Raw genomic sequence first — 16,434 nt, 5'->3', positions numbered from 1 at the left:
GGAGGGCCTTCACCCGGACGGGTGGAGGCCCTCCGTGCTGCCTATGCGGCGGCTCGGTGCTCTTTCGCCGGGATCGCATCGACGACGGCCCAGCCGTCTTCGCCCGCGATGCACCGGCTGGCGAAGCGGTCCGCAGCGGCAGCGTCATCGAAGCTCTCGGTCCGGATCCGGCCGCAGTCGGTGTCCAGGTAGGTGACCGCGAAATACAGTGCGCCGTCCTGTGCGCCGTTGAAATCCGGTTCGAAACTGTGCTGGAAATTCTGGTTGTTCTCCATGATTCCAGTGTGCAACCGACCTCCGACAGTAAGACTTCACTACTCCGGCGTGTTGCCAAGCCGCAACACCCGTTCCCGCGCCAGGACTTCCTTGCGGCGTTCCCGGTCCGCGGCCCGGGCCGTCTGCTGCGCCAGGGCCGCCGCCAGCTCGGAGCGTTTCCGTGCTCCCTTGAGCCCGGCCTCTGCGGCGTCCAGACGCCGTCGGAGGTCGCGCGCCTCATCGGCCAGCCGGGTGGTTTCCGCCATCGCCTCCGCCAACTCCGCGGCCGCGCCGCGTGCTTCCCCGTCGGCCTCCGCTGCGGCCTCCTCGGCCGCCTCCAGGCCGGCCCGCGCCCGCTCCACCGCCGACGGCGTGGGCGTCACCCGTGCTTTCCCGACAGCCCGGAGGCGGGGCTGTTCCGGTGACTTTCCGCCGCCAGTGCTGTCGGATGCGGTCATTGACGAAGGTGCGGTCCGCGACGGGGGTTCGGTCCCGCGAGCGACTGCCGCCGGTTCGGTCCCGGGGGCGCCGGTCCCCGGCTCTGTCCCGCGGACGGTGGCCGTTCCCCGCGCGGTTCCAGTACCGGTTGCCGCGGGCGCGTGGCTCCCAGGGACAGCCACGGCGCCGGCGAGATCGACGACGTCGACCCCGTCCGCCGAAAGTGCCCGGAGCAGCCAGCCGCTCTGCACGGCCGCTGCGGCCCCGGGGTCGGCGGTGGCGGCACGCAAGGTCTGCTCCACTTCCGTCGCCACGGCGGCGCTGATGGCCCGTCCATGCTCGGCTGCCAGGGCTTGTGCCGTCTTTACCGCGCCGGCCAGAAGCCGGCGCCGCTCCTGTGCGAGGCGGCGGAGGTTGGCGGCATCCAAGGCGTCCTGCGCAGCCTGCATCGATGTTCCCAGGCCGGCAAGCTCGCGCAGGATTTCGGGGCTGTGCGCCGCCATCATGTTCACGGCCCACGCCGCCACCGACGGTTTCGGCAGGGCTCGGACATCGGCCGCCAGGGCACGCTGCTCGGCCGCAGTCAGGTCAACGGTGCCGACGTCTTTGGCCGCGGCCGTTCTTGCCGCCACGAACTCGCCATACGGCAATGCATACAGCGGCCCTGCAATGCCCTCAAACTCCCGCGTTCCCATGCAAGAATCATAGGAGTCCGGCCCCGCCACGAACGCCCAGCTCGGGGCCACTTCATGAGACCAGCCGGCGCCAGGTTGCGGAGGAATGCTCACTTGATCGAAATTGGCGGGCTACCGGCCCACGTCCTTCTCGTCCACGCTGTGGTGGTGCTCGCGCCGATCGCAGGCTTGGGCGCCGTTGTATACGCCGTGGCACCGCGCTGGGGGACCTATCTGGCCTGGCCCTTATGCGTCTTGTCGTTGGGACTGGTGCCGGTGACATTGCTGACGGCGCAGGCAGGCGAGCAGCTGGAGAAGGCACGTCCGGCGTCGGCCCTCATTCACGAGCACGCCCAGCAGGGCGATGTGCTCAAGGTCGTTTCCGTGATCTTTTTCGTCCTGGTCGCGGCGATGCTGGTGGTCACCTACGAGCCCTTCGGCCGGAGCCTGGTGTTCCTCGGCGGACTTCGGCGCAACAGGGCCGTCCGGGTGGCGTTCCTGATTGCCGGCGCCGTGGCAGGCGCCTTCTTCATCTACCAGAGCATCATCACGGGACATTCGGGTGCAGCTTCCGTCTGGGCGCGCTAGGTCCGCTCCTCGCGGGCCCGTGAGCCGGCGACGCCAGCCTGTGTCCCTGCAGCCCTAAGCTTGCGGACGGCCTGGAAAAAGGACAATACGCAGGTCAGGCCCCTGTTGCCGGGCCGAGGCAAGGAAGAAAACGCGGAAGGAAATATTAACCAAAGTGGGTCATTTCTTGCCTGCGGCTTGGTACTTTTTGAGAGCCGATCCGCATTGTGTGGGCCGGGGGGACCCACAATGACGGATTGAAAGGCTTCACAACCATGAGCTCACAGCTGTAGAAATTCTGTGCGCCCCCGGGGAACAGCCAAAGGGGCGCCGACGGCACTTCCCGGCTCAGGCCGGACGGCCCTGACGCAGCCGGCCATTACTGCTCCCAGCGACGCTTCCGGCGAACCTGGCAACCGCCCACGCCCTCACGGAGGAACTGTGAAGCTATTCTCGAACCCGCCCCGCCACACCGGCCAGCGGCTCAAACCTGCCGCCGCGGCCCTGCTCGGCTCCGCCCTGGCGGGCGTGCTCGCGCTTTCCGTCCTCGCCGTCTCGGCGCCGGCAGCGACGGGCGGCGCGCCCCTCGCCGTGGGAGCGGCAGCGACTCCGGCGCCCACCGGCTGGCTGCACACCTCCGGCGGGACGATCCTGGACTCGAACAACGCCCCGTACACCATCAAGGCCGCGTCTTGGTTCGGCATGGAAACCCCTGACTGCATGCCTCACGGCCTCTGGGGGACCCTGACCATCGACGACGCCTTGGTCAACATCAAGTCGATGGGGTTCAACACGGTCCGCCTGCCCTTCTCCAACGAGTGCCTCGCAGCGACTTCCATCAAGGGCAACCTGAACTACTGGGCCAACCGCGCCTACGCGCTTGAGGGCAAAACGCCCCTGGTCCTGATGGACACCGTCATCGCCCGCGCCAAGGCCAACGGCCTGAAAATCATCCTGGACAGGCACCGGCCCTCCTCCGCCGATCAGTCCCCGCTCTGGTACACCTCCGCATACCCGGAGTCGAAGTGGATCGCCGACTGGAAGATGCTCGCCACCCGGTACAAGAACGATCCCACCGTCATCGGCGCCGATCTCCACAATGAGCCCGCCGGGGCAGCGACCTGGGGCGGGGCCGCCGCCACCGACTGGCAGGCTGCGTCCACTCGTGGAGGCAACGCCGTCCTTGCCTCCAACCCCAATCTGCTGATCATCATTGAGGGCATTGAAAACCAAGGCAACGGTACCTCCACCTGGTGGGGCGGCGGCCTGGCCGACGTCAAGAACAAGCCGGTCACCCTGGCCACGCCCAATCGCGTGGTCTATTCCCCGCACGATTACCCGGCGTCGCTGTATGCCCAGAAGTGGTTCAGCGACCCCAGCTACCCCAACAACCTGCCAGCCGTGTGGGATGCCAACTGGGGTTACATCCAGAAGCAGGGCATCGCTCCGGTTTTGCTCGGCGAGTTCGGAACCGCGCTGCAGACCACATCCGACAAGCAGTGGATGGCGAAGATCGTCTCCTACCTCGGGACCAATGCCATGAGTTTCGCGTACTGGTCGTTCAATCCGAACAGCGGAATCACTGGAGGACTCGTCCAGGCGGACTGGCGCACCCCGGAGGCCGCCAAACTGACCGCGCTCGCGCCCATCCTGAAGGGCACGCCGTCGCCGTCGCCGACCGCCACTGCCTCGCCGTCGGTTTCCCCGACGCCTACTGCCGCCGCGTCGCCGTCGCCGACGGTGTCTCCCGCGCCGACGACAGGCGGGTCGATCAGCGCGGTCTGGAAACTCGGCAGTTCGTGGACCGGCGGCTACGTGGCCAACATCGAGGTCACCGGGCTCCGGGCGGCCCCCAGCTGGAGCGTGAGCTGGCCCGATCCGAACGTCACCAGGGTGGCCAACTCCTGGGGCATCAACTGCACGGTGGTCCCCAAGGTGTCCGTGACCTGCGGCGGCTCGGACTGGGCCACCAAGATCGCCGCCGGCCAGAAGCTGTCCGTGGGCCTGCAGGTGGATTCGCTAAAAGCCCCAGTCAACCCGGTGCTGACGCTGAAGTAGCATGCCGCGTAAGACCGCGGCATGTTTTTTGACTAGGCGCTTGCTTGGGGGAAATGGCGTGCTTGTGAACTTTCGACGGCGGTCCTGACGGCGGTCCGCTGGGCTCACGATGCCCTCAACCCGCGGCGTATTGACGGCTGCCCGGCTCCGGCGTAGACCATGCCGTATCAAACCAATCGCAGGTCGTTGCCTTGCGGCCTGCCGCCTGTGAGGAGAAGAAAATGGCCGTCGCAGTCATCATGGAATTCGCCGGTGCCACGCTGGAGCAGTACGACCAAGTCATAGGCAAGATGGGCCTTACGCCGGGAGGGCCCGCGCCGGCCGGCGCCCTCGGACACTGGGTGGCCGCCACCGACGACGGGATCCTCGTCACCGACCTCTGGCAGTCGAAGGAGCTCTACGACGCCTTCGCGAAGGACCAGATCGGCCCCTACTCTGCCGAGGCCGGCATCCCCTCGCCACCTACGGTGAAGTATCTGGACGTCCACAATTACTTCACCCCGGGGTCCAGCGCCTGACTGTAGCGCCCCTCCACGACCCGCACCGTGTCGCGGCGCCTCCAAAGCCCGAGGAAGGCCGTGGCCATGATGTCTCCTGCGTCATGCCGGTCCCGGGAGAGCCGAGGGATGAAACCGGCCGTGACCTCAGTGCCCGCCGAGGATCTCCACGAGGGCATACGAGAGGCCGAATCCGACGGCGATCGCGATGCCGGTGGCGGCGCCGGCGTCCCGGAGCCCCTCCGGCACCATACGGGTCGTTACGTTCGTCAGGACGCCGCCGCCGGCGAAGGCCAGCGCGAAGGCCACCACCTCGGGCGGGGCTGCCTGCAGCAGCACCGTGAAGAGGGCCACCGACGCGGCGCACAAGAGCGTCATGGCCAGCCAGGCGGACATGACGCGGCGGGTGGTCATGCCTGACTTGCGCAGCGGTCCGGTGTCGGCCATGGCCTCGGGCACGCCGCAGAGGAAGACAGCGGCAAGCACCGCGGCACTGATGCCGTAGCCGCCAAGTAGCGCCCCGGTGATAACAACCGCTTCGGCGACCACGGACAGCCCGATCACAAGGAACCTGGGCTCGTGGACGGGAGGTTCGGACAGCCGACGGCCGGGCACGGCACCCGTCACCACCCACGCCGTCGCCACGGCCCCGCCGATCAGTCCCACCCCGACATAACCGCTTCCGCCGGCCAGCCGCCCGGCCTCGGCGACGAGCTTATAGGCGACGGCCGAGAGCAGGGCGCCTGCACCGAGCCCGGTCAGGATGCCGAGCAGGACGCTGTTGCCAACGCGCCACCGCAGGGCGAGCAGTCCACCCAAGAAGTACGAGGACCCGGCAAGCAGACCCCAGCCAAATGCCTGCAGCATCGGCGCCCCTTTCGGCATAGGTGCTAAAGCACCGCGCCTAGGCATCATCCCGAACGGCCGAGGGGATGGCAAGGGCCTCAGCCCACCGTGACAGACATGAGTCAGCGCGCATGAGTCCGCGCCGGCGTCTCCCGATGAGGACGGCGCCGGAGTAGCCTGACAGCAAAAGCGAGAAAGGCATTGAGCATGCGCATTCTTCAGACATCCACGGACGCCCTGAACGTCACACGGATCGAAAGGATCGCCTATCTCAACGCTGAAGAGCGGACATTTCTGACCACCACAACCGGCCGGCCCGATTTTGCCACGCCCGGGCAAGGAGAAGTCATCGCCGACATCGGACGGGCCGTTCCTGTCACCTTGGCCTATATCGATGACCAGCTCGAGGGGAGCCTCATCATCGAGCGCCTCACGGACCTGATTGCAAATTACGACTGGCCCGTCATCAGATTTTCCGATGTCCGGGAGGACGCCCGGAAAAAGATCGCCGAAATCCGCTACAGGGAGGCCGAGGATAACGCCGAGCCAGACCGTACCGACCCTCACGAAGACTGATACGGGCAGCGGTCGCAGCCCGCCGCGCATGAGGTCACGAACCCTGTGTCACCCTCCGGTGTTTTGCCTGGGCGCAGATTCAACGCGATCTTCAATCTGCAGGTGGCCAGCCCATCCTCCTATCAGGGATCCAGAATGGCTACCTGGTCATATTGGTTGCGTACGATGACGGCACCATCCAGCGGGAACTGGACAGCAAGTACGGCGCTGCCATCATTGTGGTGCGATCCGCACTCAAACCACATGAGTAGCAACGGCCCAGCCTACTGACGAAGACCCCGGCAAAGGCTCGAAATTGCCGGGAAAAGAAAGATACGTCGACGCCGTTGTCAATGAAAACGAAAGAAACCCCCGGAAATCATTGATTTCCGGGGGTTTCCTTGGCTTGCCGTCAGAGCTTCCTGCCAGAATCGAACTGGCGACCTTCTCATTACGAGTGAGACGCTCTACCAACTGAGCTAAGGAAGCAACCACATGAATGCCCGGCGAACCGGGCGGATCATGCAAGAGACAACTGTAATAGAGTCCCGGCGTCCGGGTCAAAATGAGCGTCTGGGTCCGCATTGCGGCTCCCTGGCGGGCCTAGCAGACGGTGTTGTCCGCCGGGGCCTTGCCATCCACCAGGTAGTCATCCACGGCGTTGCCGATGCAGCTGTTGGAGCGGCCGTAGGCCGTGTGGCCCTCGCCCTTCCAGGTCAGCAGCGAGGCGTTCCCGAGCTGCTTGCGCAGGGCGCTGGCCCATTGCACCGGGGTGGCCGGATCGCCGGTGGTACCCACAACAACAATCGGGGCCGAACCCTTGTACTCCGCCGGGGCAGGGGTCCGGACGTTCTTGTACGGCCAGTCCTTGCAATTGCTGCCGCCGTAGGCGAAGTAGTAACCCAGAGTGGGTGATGCCTTCCGGAGCTCTTGGTCCTCGGCGCGCATGGAAGCGGTGTCGGACACCATCGGATAATCCAGGCAGTTGATGGCGTTGAAGGCGAAAGTGCTGTTCGAGGTGTACGTGCCGCTGGGGTCCCGGTCGGCGCCGAAGTCGGCGAGCTGCAGCATGCCCGTGCCGTCGCCGGTGAGGGCCGTCGCAAGTGCGCGGGTGAGAATTGGCCAGTTGTCATTGTTGTAGAGCGGGATAATGAGGCCGCTGACAAACGTCGAGCCGGAGACCTTCCGGCCGTCCTTCGTCGGCAGCGGATTCGCCTCGGCCGCGGTGATGGCGTTATGGATCTGCTGGACGCCTGCCTCGACGCTTCCCGTGAGCGGGCATCCGGAAGTCTGCTGGCACTTGGCAACATAGGAGTGGAGGGCCTTTTCGAAGGCCGCGGCCTGGCCGCGGGTCAGTTCCTCGTAGCTCAGCGACGGGTCAATGGCGCCGTCGAGGACCAGCCGGCCCACGTTGTCCGGGAACAACGACGCGTAGGTGGAGCCCAGGAGGGTTCCGTAGGAGTATCCGAGGTAGTTCAGCTTCGCGTCGTTGGCCACCCCACGCAGGATGTCGAGGTCCTTCGCGGCGCTGATGGTGTCGATGTGGGCCAGGACCGGGCCGGTCTTCTCCACACACTTGGCCGCGATGGCCTTGTTGTCGGCGAGGGCCTCGTCCAGTCCGGCGTCAGTGTCCAGGGCGTAGCTCTTGGCGCGGGACGCGTCCCGTTCCTTGTCCGTGAGGCAGGTGACCGGGGCGGAACGCTTCACACCGCGGGGATCGAAGCCCACAATGTCATAGGCGGACCGGACTTTGTCCGAAATGTTGGTGTTGGCCGCGTCCCTGACGAAGTCGTAACCCGAGCCGCCGGGGCCGCCCGGATTGACCAGCAGAGTGCCCTTCTTTTCGCCTGTCGTGGCGAGCTTGATGGCGGCAAGCTCAATGCGGTCGCCGTCGGGCTTGCTGTAGTCCAACGGAACCTTGACCTTGGCGCACTGGAAGCCGTCCCCTTCGCACGGCTTCCAGTCGATCTGCTGGGAGTAGTAGCTGCGCAGTTCCGCTGGCGCGGCGTCGACAATTGACGGGTCCGCCTTCCCCTGTGCCACCGATGGCGCGGCACTGGACCCGCCGTCGCCTCCACCGCCGAAAAGGGTGCATGAGGCCAGTGTGATGGCCAGTGCCATGGCGCCGACGGCCCGCACGCCGATCGCCAGGGATCGGGATCTTGCGGGCTGGGGTCGAGCAGGCTTCATGCGGGTTCTCCTTGGAGGATAGGAACGACAGCGTTGATGTTGTTGGTGCGGCCGGGGCCGTCAAATAAGGCTGGCAGCCATCGACTCGATCGTCAGCAGCGGAGCCACGTTGGTGGTGGTGATCCGCGTGCGGGCTTTGTTGACGGCGTCCATGCGGGCAAGAGTCACTTCGGCGGTGGAACGGGAGGCGAAGTCTTCGAGTTCGCTTCTGAGTTCAACGTTGACAAGTTCCACTGCGTTCCCCATCTGGATGATCAGGACATCCCGGTAAAAGGACAGCAGGTCCGTCAGAGTGCGGTCAAGGGAATCGGTGACGGAACGCTTGGCGCGGCGTTTCTGGTCGTCCTCGAGTTGCTTGACCTGGCTCCGCATGGCCGGCGGCAACGTCCCGCTTTCAGGCGCCCCGAGGGTGGCCAGCAGTGCAGTTTTCTCGGCGGCGTCGCGCTCGTCATTGGAGCTGTTGGCTTCCTCGGTGGCGATCTTGACCAGCTTCTCGGCCATCATGACCGCCGCCGTGACGCCGCGAAGGGACAACGGAAACCGCACCGTCTCAAGGCGTCGCTCCCGGGCCTCCGGATCGCGGGCCAGACGGCGGGCGATCCCGACGTGGCTTTGCGCGGCTCGAGCGGCGCGCTCGGCAACCGCCGGGTCCACGCCATCGCGCTTGACCAGCAGGGCCGCGACGGCGGCGGCTGGCGGAAGCCGCAGCGCCACCGCCCGGCAGCGGGAGCGGATCGTCACGAGGACATCGGCGGGGGAGGGCGCGCAGAGCATCCAGACTGTGCGGGGCGTGGGTTCCTCGATGGCCTTGAGCAGCACGTTGGTGGTCCGCTCGGCCATCCGGTCCGCATCCTCCACCACGATGATCCGCCATCGGGCGGACGACGGCCGGTTCCCGGCGGTGGACACGAGCTCGCGTGCCTCATCGATGGTGATGGTGACCTTCTCCGTGCGCACGAACGCGACGTCGGAATGGGTTTCGCCCAGGATGGTCAGGCACGCAGGGCATTCGCCGCAGCCCCGCAGGCTGACGTCCTCCTGGTCACAGTTCAGGGCGGCGGCGAAGGCCTTCGCGGCGTTGGAACGGCCTGAGCCGGGCGGCCCGGTGAAAAGCCACGCGTGCGTCAGCCCCTCACCCTGGGCAGCCTGGCGCAGCTGGGCCACGACGGCGTCCTGGCCCTGGAGGTCGTCCCAGACGCTCATGCTGTGCTGCTTTGGGTGATGGCCAGCAGGGACTCGACGCGCTCGAAGATCCGGGCGGCGAGTTCGGCGACGGGCAGGCGGGCGGGCAGCACCAGGTAGGTGTCGGGCCGGGCCGCGGCCAGGTCCAGGAAGGCCGCCCGGATCTTGGCGTGGAATTCGTCGGCCTCGGACTCGAGGCGGTCTTCGGCGGCCTCGCCGGCTGTGCGCCGCTGCCGGCCAACGGCGGGCTCGACGTCGAGAAGTACCGTCAGGTCCGGCTGCAGGTCCGATGTCGCCCACGCATTGATGTCCCGGACTGCCTCCGTCCCGAGGCCGCGGCCGGCGCCCTGGTAGGCGACCGAGGAGTCGATGTACCGGTCCGTGAGCACGATCTCGCCGCGTTCTAGGGCGGGCCGGATCACCTGGCTTGCGTGCGCGGCGCGGGACGCCGCGAAAATAAGAGCCTCGGTATGGGCGTCGATGTGGCCATGGCCGTGATCCAGCACCAGCGAACGCAGCTTCTCGCCGATCGCCGTGCCGCCCGGTTCCCGGGTCCGCAGCACTGTGAAGCCGCCTGATTCCAGCGCTTTGGCGAGTTCAGCCGCCTGCGTGGACTTGCCGGCGCCGTCTCCGCCCTCGAAGGCAATAAACAGTCCGGGCAACGGGCCTGGCAACTGTTGAGGGGACGCTCCGGGGCTCTGGGTAGTCACTGTTCAAGAGTACCGACAATCACCGGCACTTCCGTGTCCGGCGTAACGGCTTGGGTACCCTGCGGGGCGCCAACGTACCCTGTCCCCATGAGTCTTTCTGAAGAGCAGGCCGCCACGCTTTCGCCGGATTCCCTGGTTGTGGCGGCAGGGCGCCCGCCGCGCACCCGCGACGAACCGGTCAACCCGCCGCTAGTGCTGTCCTCGACCTACTTTGGCACTGGGCCGCTGGGAGATGGCGACCGCGGCTACGGCCGGTATTCCAATCCCACGTGGGACCCCTTCGAAGAGGCGCTGGCTCGGCTGGAAGGCGCGGACCTGCCGGGCCTGCTTTACGCCTCGGGACTCGCCGCCGTGAGTTCGGCCCTGTCCCTGGTGCCTGCCCAGGGCGTGCTCGTGATGCCGTCGCACAGCTACGCGGGTTCGGTCACCATGGCCACCGAACTGGCGGCCAAGGGCTTCCTCGAATTGCGGACGGTGGATATCGCGGACACCGACGCCGTCGTGGCCGCGCTTGCCCCGGCCGGCGGCCGCGCTGCCAGCATGCTGTGGCTGGAGAGTCCCACCAACCCCATGCTCGGCGTCGCGGACATACGGGCCCTGACCGCCGCGGCGCATGAGGCCGGCGCGATCGTCGTCACTGACAACACCTTTTCCACGCCCTTGGTGCAGCAGCCCCTGAGCCTGGGCTCCGACGTCGTGCTGCATTCGGTGACCAAATACCTCTCCGGCCATTCCGACGTCGTGCTCGGTGCGCTGGTCACCTCCGACGCCGATCTCCGCGCCGCCTTGCTGCACCACCGCACCATCCACGGCGGGATCGCCGGACCGTTCGAGGCGTGGCTGGCGCTCCGCGGGCTCCGGACCCTGGCGCTGCGGATCGAGCGTTCGCAGGCGTCGGCCCAGGTCCTGGCCGAAAGGCTCAACGGCCATCCGCGGGTTGCCGGCATCCGCTTTCCCGGCCTGGCCTCGGACCCTGGCCACGTGCGGGCCAAGGAGCAGATGAAGGGGTTCGGGTCCATCCTGTGCATTGAGGTGGCTCCGGTAGTTGGGCAGGACAGTGGCAGCAGCGGCGCGGAAGCCGCGGACCGGATGATCCGCGCCCTGCGCCTCTGGCTCCCCGCCACGTCGCTGGGCGGGGTGGAATCCCTGATCGAACGCCGCCGCCGGCACACCGCCGAGCCGGAGAGCGTGCCGGAGAATCTGGTCCGGATGAGCGTGGGCATTGAGAACGTCGAAGACCTTTGGGCCGATTTGGAACAGGCATTGCGCTCGCTGGACGGCTAGGCTGGGGGAGTGGACGGACGCATACTCATTTACTTTGTCGAATCCGGGGTTTACCTGGTCCTGGCCGTCGTGGCCTTTGCCCTGGAGGCATGGGCGTTTTTCGACTGCCTCCGGCACAAGGCCAACGCGTTCGAGGCCGTATCGAAGCGGACCAAGACCTTCTGGCTGGCCCTGACCGGCGGCGCGTTCGCCGTGGGCCTGTTCTCCCTGCTCGCGCAGCTTGGTAGCGGCGGCGGCGCCGGTTCGCTCGGCATTTTCGGCCTTGCGGCCGTGACGGCCGCGTCCGTGTACCTTGCCGACGTCCGTCCCGCGGTCAAAGACGCGGGCCGCGGCCGCAACATGGGCCCCTACGGCCCCTGGTAGTCCCCGCCGGGTTCCTAAAGCTCGCAAGCTCGTTTTGGGAACCCTGCCGGCGTGGGCCCACCCGCCGCCCCTAAGCTCGCAAGCTAAGTCCTTGGCGCCACGGCTTCCCAGCCGACCGTCACTTCGCCCAGCCGCCAGCGGGACGGGCCGTCCTGGATGGGCCAGCCGGCGTCGAGCAGCGCACGGCACATTGCTGTAAAGCGCTGCCGGCTGCCGAACGACGCCAGCGGCGCCGCGTCCAGCCAGGCTTTGTCCATCGCCTGCAGGTAGGCGTGAATTTTCTCGCCGGGCACATTGCGGTGGATCAGGGCTTTTGGCAGCCTTTCGGCCACGTCGGAGGGCAGAGCGAAGGCGCCGAACCGCATGGATAAGCTCAGGCTCAGCGGCCGCTCGACGTCGAGCGCCACCCAGGCGGAGCGCCGCCCGATTTCATCGCACGTGCCGTCGATGAACAGCCCGTCCGGCGCGAGACGGTCCTGCACCAGCCGCCAGATGCCCGGCACGTCGGCTTCCTCGTACTGCCGCAGCACGTTGAAGGCGCGGACCAGCACGGGATTTCCGGTCACTGGCAGTTCGAAGCCGCCCAGCTGGAACATCAGGCCGGGCCGTTCCAGTGCCTGGGCCTGCCGGACACGCTCCGGTTCGATTTCGATGCCCACCACCTGCATATCCGTGCGGACCGCGGCGAGGCGTTCGAAGAGTTCGACGGCGGTGGCCGGCGAGGCGCCGTAGCCGAGGTCGACGGCGAGGGGATGGGCCGCAGCGCGCAGCCGCCAGGCCTGCGGCCCGGTCAGCCAGCGGTCCACCCGTCGCATCCGGTTGGGGTTCGTGGTTCCACGGGTCACGTTGCCCACGGGCCTGCCACCACGCGCGCCGCTTCTCGTTCCGCCCTGGTTCCGGGGGGACAGCACCCGTTCAGCCTTCTGCACCACCGGCCAAGCCTATCCTCCAACGCACTCCTACCCGCCAACGCGGGGTCACTTGCGGCCCATTACAGGCCGCGGGATGGGCGCGATGTGACCCCGCGTTGTGGTGAAGCGCACGCCGTGTAACGCACGGCGCCGCCGCCAACCGCTCGGCTAGGATAAAAACCATGACTTACAAGCTGATTCTGCTGCGCCACGGCCACAGCGACTGGAATGCCAAGAACCTCTTCACCGGCTGGGTGGACGTCGACCTCAATGACCAGGGCCGTGCCGAGGCCGTACGCGGCGGCGAGCTGCTCGTGGAGAACAACATCCTCCCCGATATCCTCTACACCTCGCGGTTGAAGCGGGCCATCAACACGGCGAACATGACCCTCGAAGTGGCCGACCGCGGCTGGATCGACGTCAAGCGCGACTGGCGGCTCAACGAGCGCCACTACGGCGCCCTGCAGGGCAAGGACAAGGCTCAGACCCTCGCCGAATTCGGCGAGGAGCAGTTCATGCTGTGGCGCCGGTCCTACGACACCCCGCCGCCGCCCCTGGCCGACGATTCCGAGTTCTCCCAGGTGGGGGACCCGCGCTACGCAGACCTTGGCGACGCCATCCCGCGCACCGAATGCCTCAAGGATGTCCTGATCCGACTCATGCCGTACTGGGAATCGGACATCAAGGAAGACCTCAAGGCCGGGAAGACCGTCCTGGTCACAGCCCACGGCAACTCGCTCCGCGCCCTCGTCAAGCACCTCGACGGGATCAGCGACGAGGCCATCGCCGGCCTGAACATCCCCACCGGCATCCCGCTGGTCTACGAACTGGATGAGGACTTCAAGCCGCTGAACCCGGGCGGCACCTACCTCGACCCCGAGGCCGCGGCCGAGGCCATCCAGGCAGTCGCCAACCAGGGCAAGAAGTAGGCGGCACCGCAGGGCAAGAAGCAAAAGCAAGCGCGAGGCATAAAGCGCAAGAACAAACGACGGCGTCCGGCCACCCCCAAGGTGACCGGACGCCGTCGTTGTATCAGTGCAGTTGCGTCAGTGCAGTTGCGTCAGCGCGCAGCCGGCGTCAGATGTGTTCGGTAGTGTTCGGCTGCCACGCTCCGGTGACCAGGTAGGTGACCTTCTGGGCAACGGAGACGCCGTGGTCGGCGAAGCGCTCAAAGTAGCGGCTGGCCAGGGCAACGTCCACCGTGGTGGCCGGCGACTCCTGCCAGTCGCTGCGCGCAATCGCCTTGAAAACGCTCAGGTGCAGGTCGTTGACGGCGCTGTTGGCCTTCATGATCTCCCGTGCCACGCCAAGGTCGCGGGTGGCCAGCAGTTCCGTGAGCTTCTGGGCGATCAGCAGGTCCTGCTCCGCGAAGCTCTTAAAAGTCTCGCGCAGCTGGTCCGGGACCACCGACGCCGGGTAACGCAGACGCGCCAGCTGGGCCAGGTGGCGGGCGAGGTCACCCATGCGCTCCAGCGAGGCGCTCATCCGGAGTGAACCGACCAGCATGCGCAGATCGCTCGCCACCGGACCCTGAAGGGCAAGGATGTCGATGGCGCGCTCGTCGAGGCTGTTCTGCAGGAAGTCGATGCGGGCATCAGCGGCAATCACGTCCTCGGCGAGGTCGATATCGGCGCCCTCGAAGGCTGTCGTGGCCTTGTCGATGGCCTCTGTGACCAGCGTTGAGATCTCGACGAGCTGTTCCCTTACCTGGGCGAGCTCCTCCTGAAAAACCTTACGCACGTGTGCGTCCTTTCCTCGGAAATATTGCCTGCAATCGAAGTGGCGGGCCTATTTCGGTTCACCTACCGGCGCTCCAACGCTCAACTCTTTCAGTATCCGGTGAACTGTTACGCCCCAATAGGTGAACGTTAGCTGAACCGGGGCCCGAATCGCAGGAGATTTCGGTTTCGGCCCCGTGGCACGGCATAAGCTGGAGCCGTGGATCCAATGCTCATCGGCGTGATCGCCGGCCTGATCGGCCTCTCGTTTGGCATGTTCGGCGTTCTCGCGTTCCGGGTGAGTGAGCAGCAGCGGCACATTGTCGACGTCGACGTCGACGACCCCTCCCTGCCCGAGGGCGCCGCGGAGGTGCTGGCCGTCCTCGGCCGCGCTTTTGTGGTGGTGGATGCGATCGACGGCGTGGTCCGCGCCAGCCCCGCCGCCTATGCCTACGGTCTGGTCCGCGGGCACACAGTGGTGCACCAGCAGCTGCTGGAACTGACGGCCAAGGTGCGGCGGGACGGTGTCATCCTCGAAAAGCAACTGGAGCTGCCGCGCGGCCCGCTCGGCCAGGGAACGATTATTGTCCAGGTCCGGGCAGCCGTCATTACGGAGGAATACATCCTGCTGCTGGCCGATGACCGGACCGAACTCACCCGCACCGAGGAAGTCCGCAACGACTTTGTCGCGAACGTCTCCCACGAACTGAAGACACCCGTTGGGGCGATCTCCCTCCTGGCTGAGGCACTCGAATCGTCCGCTGACGACCCCGAAGCGGTTAAGCGGTTCGCCAAGCGCATGCACAAGGAATCGACCCGACTTGCGGCCCTGGTGCAGGACATTATTGAGCTCTCCCGTCTTCAGGGCGCTAACGTTGCGCAGCAGGGCCGCCCGGTGGACATCAATACGGTGGTCAACGAGGCCGTGGACCGCTCCCAGCTGCCGGCCGAGAGCAAGAACATCCAGCTGGTGGTTGGCCGGCACGCTGATGCCATGGTCTACGGCGACCAGGACCTCCTCGTGACCGCCCTGCGCAACCTGATCGACAACGCCATCCGGTACTCGCCGGAGAACACCAAGGTTGGAGTGGGCATCCGGGTCAAGGACGGCCTCGTGGGGGTCTCGGTGACGGACCAGGGCGACGGGCTCAGCGCCGAGGACCAGGAGCGTGTCTTCGAGCGCTTCTACCGGGTGGATGCCGCCCGGTCCCGTCAGACCGGAGGCACGGGGCTTGGCCTGAGCATCGTCAAGCACGTCATTTCCAACCACGGCGGCGAGGTGACCCTGTGGTCCCAGCCCGGCCAGGGTTCCACGTTCACCATTCGACTTCCCGAGATGGAAGGGCAGGACGACGGCGACGCTTCCGACGCCGGCAAGCCCGCTGTCCACACCTCCGGTCGGGACCCCAGACCGCAACGACGTGACGCCGCCGGCGTCCATGAGCAAGGAGCTACCGCTTGAGCCGGATTCTGATTGTCGAGGACGAGGAGTCCTTCAGCGACCCCCTGTCCTATCTGTTGGGTAAAGAAGGGTTTGAGGTCGAGGTGGTGGACAACGGACTGGACGCCATCACCGAATTCGACCGCAACGGCGCCGACCTCGTCCTCCTGGACCTGCAGCTGCCGGGCCAGTCGGGCACTGAGGTCTGCCGCCAACTCCGGCAGCGCTCCGGGGTGCCCGTGATCATGCTGACCGCCAAGGACTCGGAAATCGACAAGGTGGTAGGGCTGGAGCTGGGAGCCGACGACTACGTCACCAAGCCCTACTCCTCGCGGGAGCTCGTGGCCCGGGTCCGCGCCGTCCTGCGGCGCCAGAGCGAACCGGAGGAACTCGTCTCCAGTACGGTGCAGGCCGGTCCGGTCCGGATGGACATCGAACGCCACGTGGTCAGCGTCGGGGGCGAGCAGATCGCCTTGCCGCTCAAGGAGTTCGAGCTGCTGGAAATGCTGCTGCGGAACTCCGGCCGGGTCCTGACCCGCGGTCAGCTGATCGACAGGGTCTGGGGCTCCGACTATGTGGGGGACACCAAGACCCTCGACGTCCACGTCAAGCGGCTGCGCAGCAAGATCGAACCGGATGCCTCCGCGCCGCGTTACCTGATTACCGTTCGCGGGCTGGGTTACAAGTTCGAGCCCTAAAGCCGGAGTTCAGCTGCCCGGCGGCCTGGCCGGGCAGCTGAAGGTCC

Annotated in this window: 17 protein-coding genes and 1 tRNA gene; 9 read left to right on the top strand and 9 right to left on the bottom strand. The window is 66.6% G+C overall.

Translation table 11 applies throughout. The features are described 5' to 3' along the window. Nucleotides 1–41 precede the first annotated feature (41 nt). Both AC1DKQ_RS19110 and AC1DKQ_RS19105 read right to left on the bottom strand, forming a co-directional pair. Entirely contained in the window at nucleotides 42–275 is a 234-nt protein-coding gene (locus tag AC1DKQ_RS19110; protein ID WP_476886129.1) for a hypothetical protein, read from the bottom strand. Nucleotides 276–314: 39 nt separating this feature from the next. Next, the gene (locus tag AC1DKQ_RS19105; protein ID WP_476919846.1) at nucleotides 315–1,388 is read right to left on the bottom strand and encodes a hypothetical protein; all 1,074 of its coding nucleotides are present in this window, start codon (nucleotides 1,386–1,388) and stop codon (nucleotides 315–317) included. Nucleotides 1,389–1,481: 93 nt separating this feature from the next. Between AC1DKQ_RS19105 and AC1DKQ_RS19100 the strand changes: the two genes are divergently transcribed. The 3 genes from AC1DKQ_RS19100 to AC1DKQ_RS19090 all read left to right on the top strand — a co-directional run bounded on the left by AC1DKQ_RS19100 (nucleotide 1,482) and on the right by AC1DKQ_RS19090 (nucleotide 4,510). After that, complete coding sequence (locus AC1DKQ_RS19100) at nucleotides 1,482–1,955, top strand: hypothetical protein (protein WP_476919845.1); 474 nt, start codon at nucleotides 1,482–1,484, stop codon at nucleotides 1,953–1,955. Between the two features lie 420 nt (nucleotides 1,956–2,375). Further along, entirely contained in the window at nucleotides 2,376–3,992 is a 1,617-nt protein-coding gene (locus tag AC1DKQ_RS19095; RefSeq protein ID WP_476919844.1) for a cellulase family glycosylhydrolase, read from the top strand. Nucleotides 3,993–4,213: 221 nt separating this feature from the next. Further along, entirely contained in the window at nucleotides 4,214–4,510 is a 297-nt protein-coding gene (locus AC1DKQ_RS19090) for a hypothetical protein (protein WP_476886125.1), read from the top strand. Nucleotides 4,511–4,636: 126 nt separating this feature from the next. Here the strand turns inward: AC1DKQ_RS19090 and AC1DKQ_RS19085 are convergent, their stop codons facing one another. Then, nucleotides 4,637–5,356 carry a ZIP family metal transporter gene (locus AC1DKQ_RS19085; RefSeq protein WP_476919843.1) on the bottom strand — a complete coding sequence of 240 codons (720 nt, stop codon included), beginning with the start codon at nucleotides 5,354–5,356 and terminating at the stop codon, nucleotides 4,637–4,639. 186 nt (nucleotides 5,357–5,542) lie between these two features. On the opposite strand from AC1DKQ_RS19085, the gene AC1DKQ_RS19080 reads away from it, so the two are divergent. After that, nucleotides 5,543–5,911 carry a hypothetical protein gene (locus AC1DKQ_RS19080; protein WP_476919842.1) on the top strand — a complete coding sequence of 123 codons (369 nt, stop codon included), beginning with the start codon at nucleotides 5,543–5,545 and terminating at the stop codon, nucleotides 5,909–5,911. Nucleotides 5,912–6,306: 395 nt separating this feature from the next. Here the strand turns inward: AC1DKQ_RS19080 and AC1DKQ_RS19075 are convergent. From AC1DKQ_RS19075 to tmk, 4 genes are all read right to left on the bottom strand, one after another. Beyond that, nucleotides 6,307–6,379, bottom strand: a tRNA-Thr gene (locus AC1DKQ_RS19075). Nucleotides 6,380–6,493: 114 nt separating this feature from the next. After that, a complete protein-coding gene (locus AC1DKQ_RS19070) occupies nucleotides 6,494–8,080 on the bottom strand; it encodes an alpha/beta hydrolase (RefSeq protein ID WP_476919841.1) in 1,587 nt (528 codons plus the stop codon). 60 nt (nucleotides 8,081–8,140) lie between these two features. Beyond that, a complete protein-coding gene (locus tag AC1DKQ_RS19065; protein ID WP_476919840.1) occupies nucleotides 8,141–9,283 on the bottom strand; it encodes a DNA polymerase III subunit delta' in 1,143 nt (380 codons plus the stop codon). Continuing rightward, nucleotides 9,280–9,972, bottom strand: coding sequence for a dTMP kinase (gene tmk, locus AC1DKQ_RS19060; protein ID WP_476919839.1), 693 nt, complete (start codon nucleotides 9,970–9,972; stop codon nucleotides 9,280–9,282). Before tmk ends, AC1DKQ_RS19065 begins: the two co-directional genes overlap by 4 nt. 87 nt (nucleotides 9,973–10,059) lie before the next feature. On the opposite strand from tmk, the gene AC1DKQ_RS19055 reads away from it, so the two are divergent. Both AC1DKQ_RS19055 and AC1DKQ_RS19050 read left to right on the top strand, forming a co-directional pair. Beyond that, nucleotides 10,060–11,256, top strand: coding sequence for a trans-sulfuration enzyme family protein (locus tag AC1DKQ_RS19055; protein ID WP_476886119.1), 1,197 nt, complete (start codon nucleotides 10,060–10,062; stop codon nucleotides 11,254–11,256). A gap of 9 nt (nucleotides 11,257–11,265) precedes the next feature. Next, nucleotides 11,266–11,619, top strand: a complete 354-nt coding sequence (locus tag AC1DKQ_RS19050; RefSeq protein WP_476886118.1) for a DUF2516 family protein — start codon at nucleotides 11,266–11,268, stop codon at nucleotides 11,617–11,619. Nucleotides 11,620–11,702: 83 nt separating this feature from the next. On the opposite strand, the gene AC1DKQ_RS19045 is transcribed toward AC1DKQ_RS19050, so the two are convergent. Beyond that, nucleotides 11,703–12,551 carry a class I SAM-dependent methyltransferase gene (locus AC1DKQ_RS19045; protein ID WP_476919838.1) on the bottom strand — a complete coding sequence of 283 codons (849 nt, stop codon included), beginning with the start codon at nucleotides 12,549–12,551 and terminating at the stop codon, nucleotides 11,703–11,705. 161 nt (nucleotides 12,552–12,712) lie between these two features. On the opposite strand from AC1DKQ_RS19045, the gene AC1DKQ_RS19040 reads away from it, so the two are divergent. Beyond that, complete coding sequence (locus tag AC1DKQ_RS19040) at nucleotides 12,713–13,459, top strand: phosphoglyceromutase (protein WP_476886116.1); 747 nt, start codon at nucleotides 12,713–12,715, stop codon at nucleotides 13,457–13,459. A 148-nt stretch (nucleotides 13,460–13,607) separates the two neighbouring features. On the opposite strand, the gene phoU is transcribed toward AC1DKQ_RS19040, so the two are convergent. Then, nucleotides 13,608–14,270, bottom strand: coding sequence for a phosphate signaling complex protein PhoU (gene phoU / locus AC1DKQ_RS19035; RefSeq protein WP_476886115.1), 663 nt, complete (start codon nucleotides 14,268–14,270; stop codon nucleotides 13,608–13,610). Nucleotides 14,271–14,477: 207 nt separating this feature from the next. Between phoU and AC1DKQ_RS19030 the strand changes: the two genes are divergently transcribed. Together AC1DKQ_RS19030 and AC1DKQ_RS19025 are read left to right on the top strand one after the other, a co-directional pair. Continuing rightward, the gene (locus AC1DKQ_RS19030; protein ID WP_476919857.1) at nucleotides 14,478–15,710 is read left to right on the top strand and encodes a sensor histidine kinase; all 1,233 of its coding nucleotides are present in this window, start codon (nucleotides 14,478–14,480) and stop codon (nucleotides 15,708–15,710) included. Continuing rightward, on the top strand, nucleotides 15,707–16,387 hold the full coding sequence (locus tag AC1DKQ_RS19025) for a response regulator transcription factor (RefSeq protein ID WP_090583992.1): 681 nt from the start codon (nucleotides 15,707–15,709) through the stop codon (nucleotides 16,385–16,387). The genes AC1DKQ_RS19030 and AC1DKQ_RS19025 overlap by 4 nt, the downstream gene beginning before the upstream one ends. Nucleotides 16,388–16,434: the final 47 nt, after the last annotated feature.

The organism is Arthrobacter sp. 05L421 (assembly GCF_056397785.1).
The sequence above is the reverse complement of the archived record's forward strand: the minus strand, read 5'-3'. Positions and strand labels throughout refer to the sequence as shown.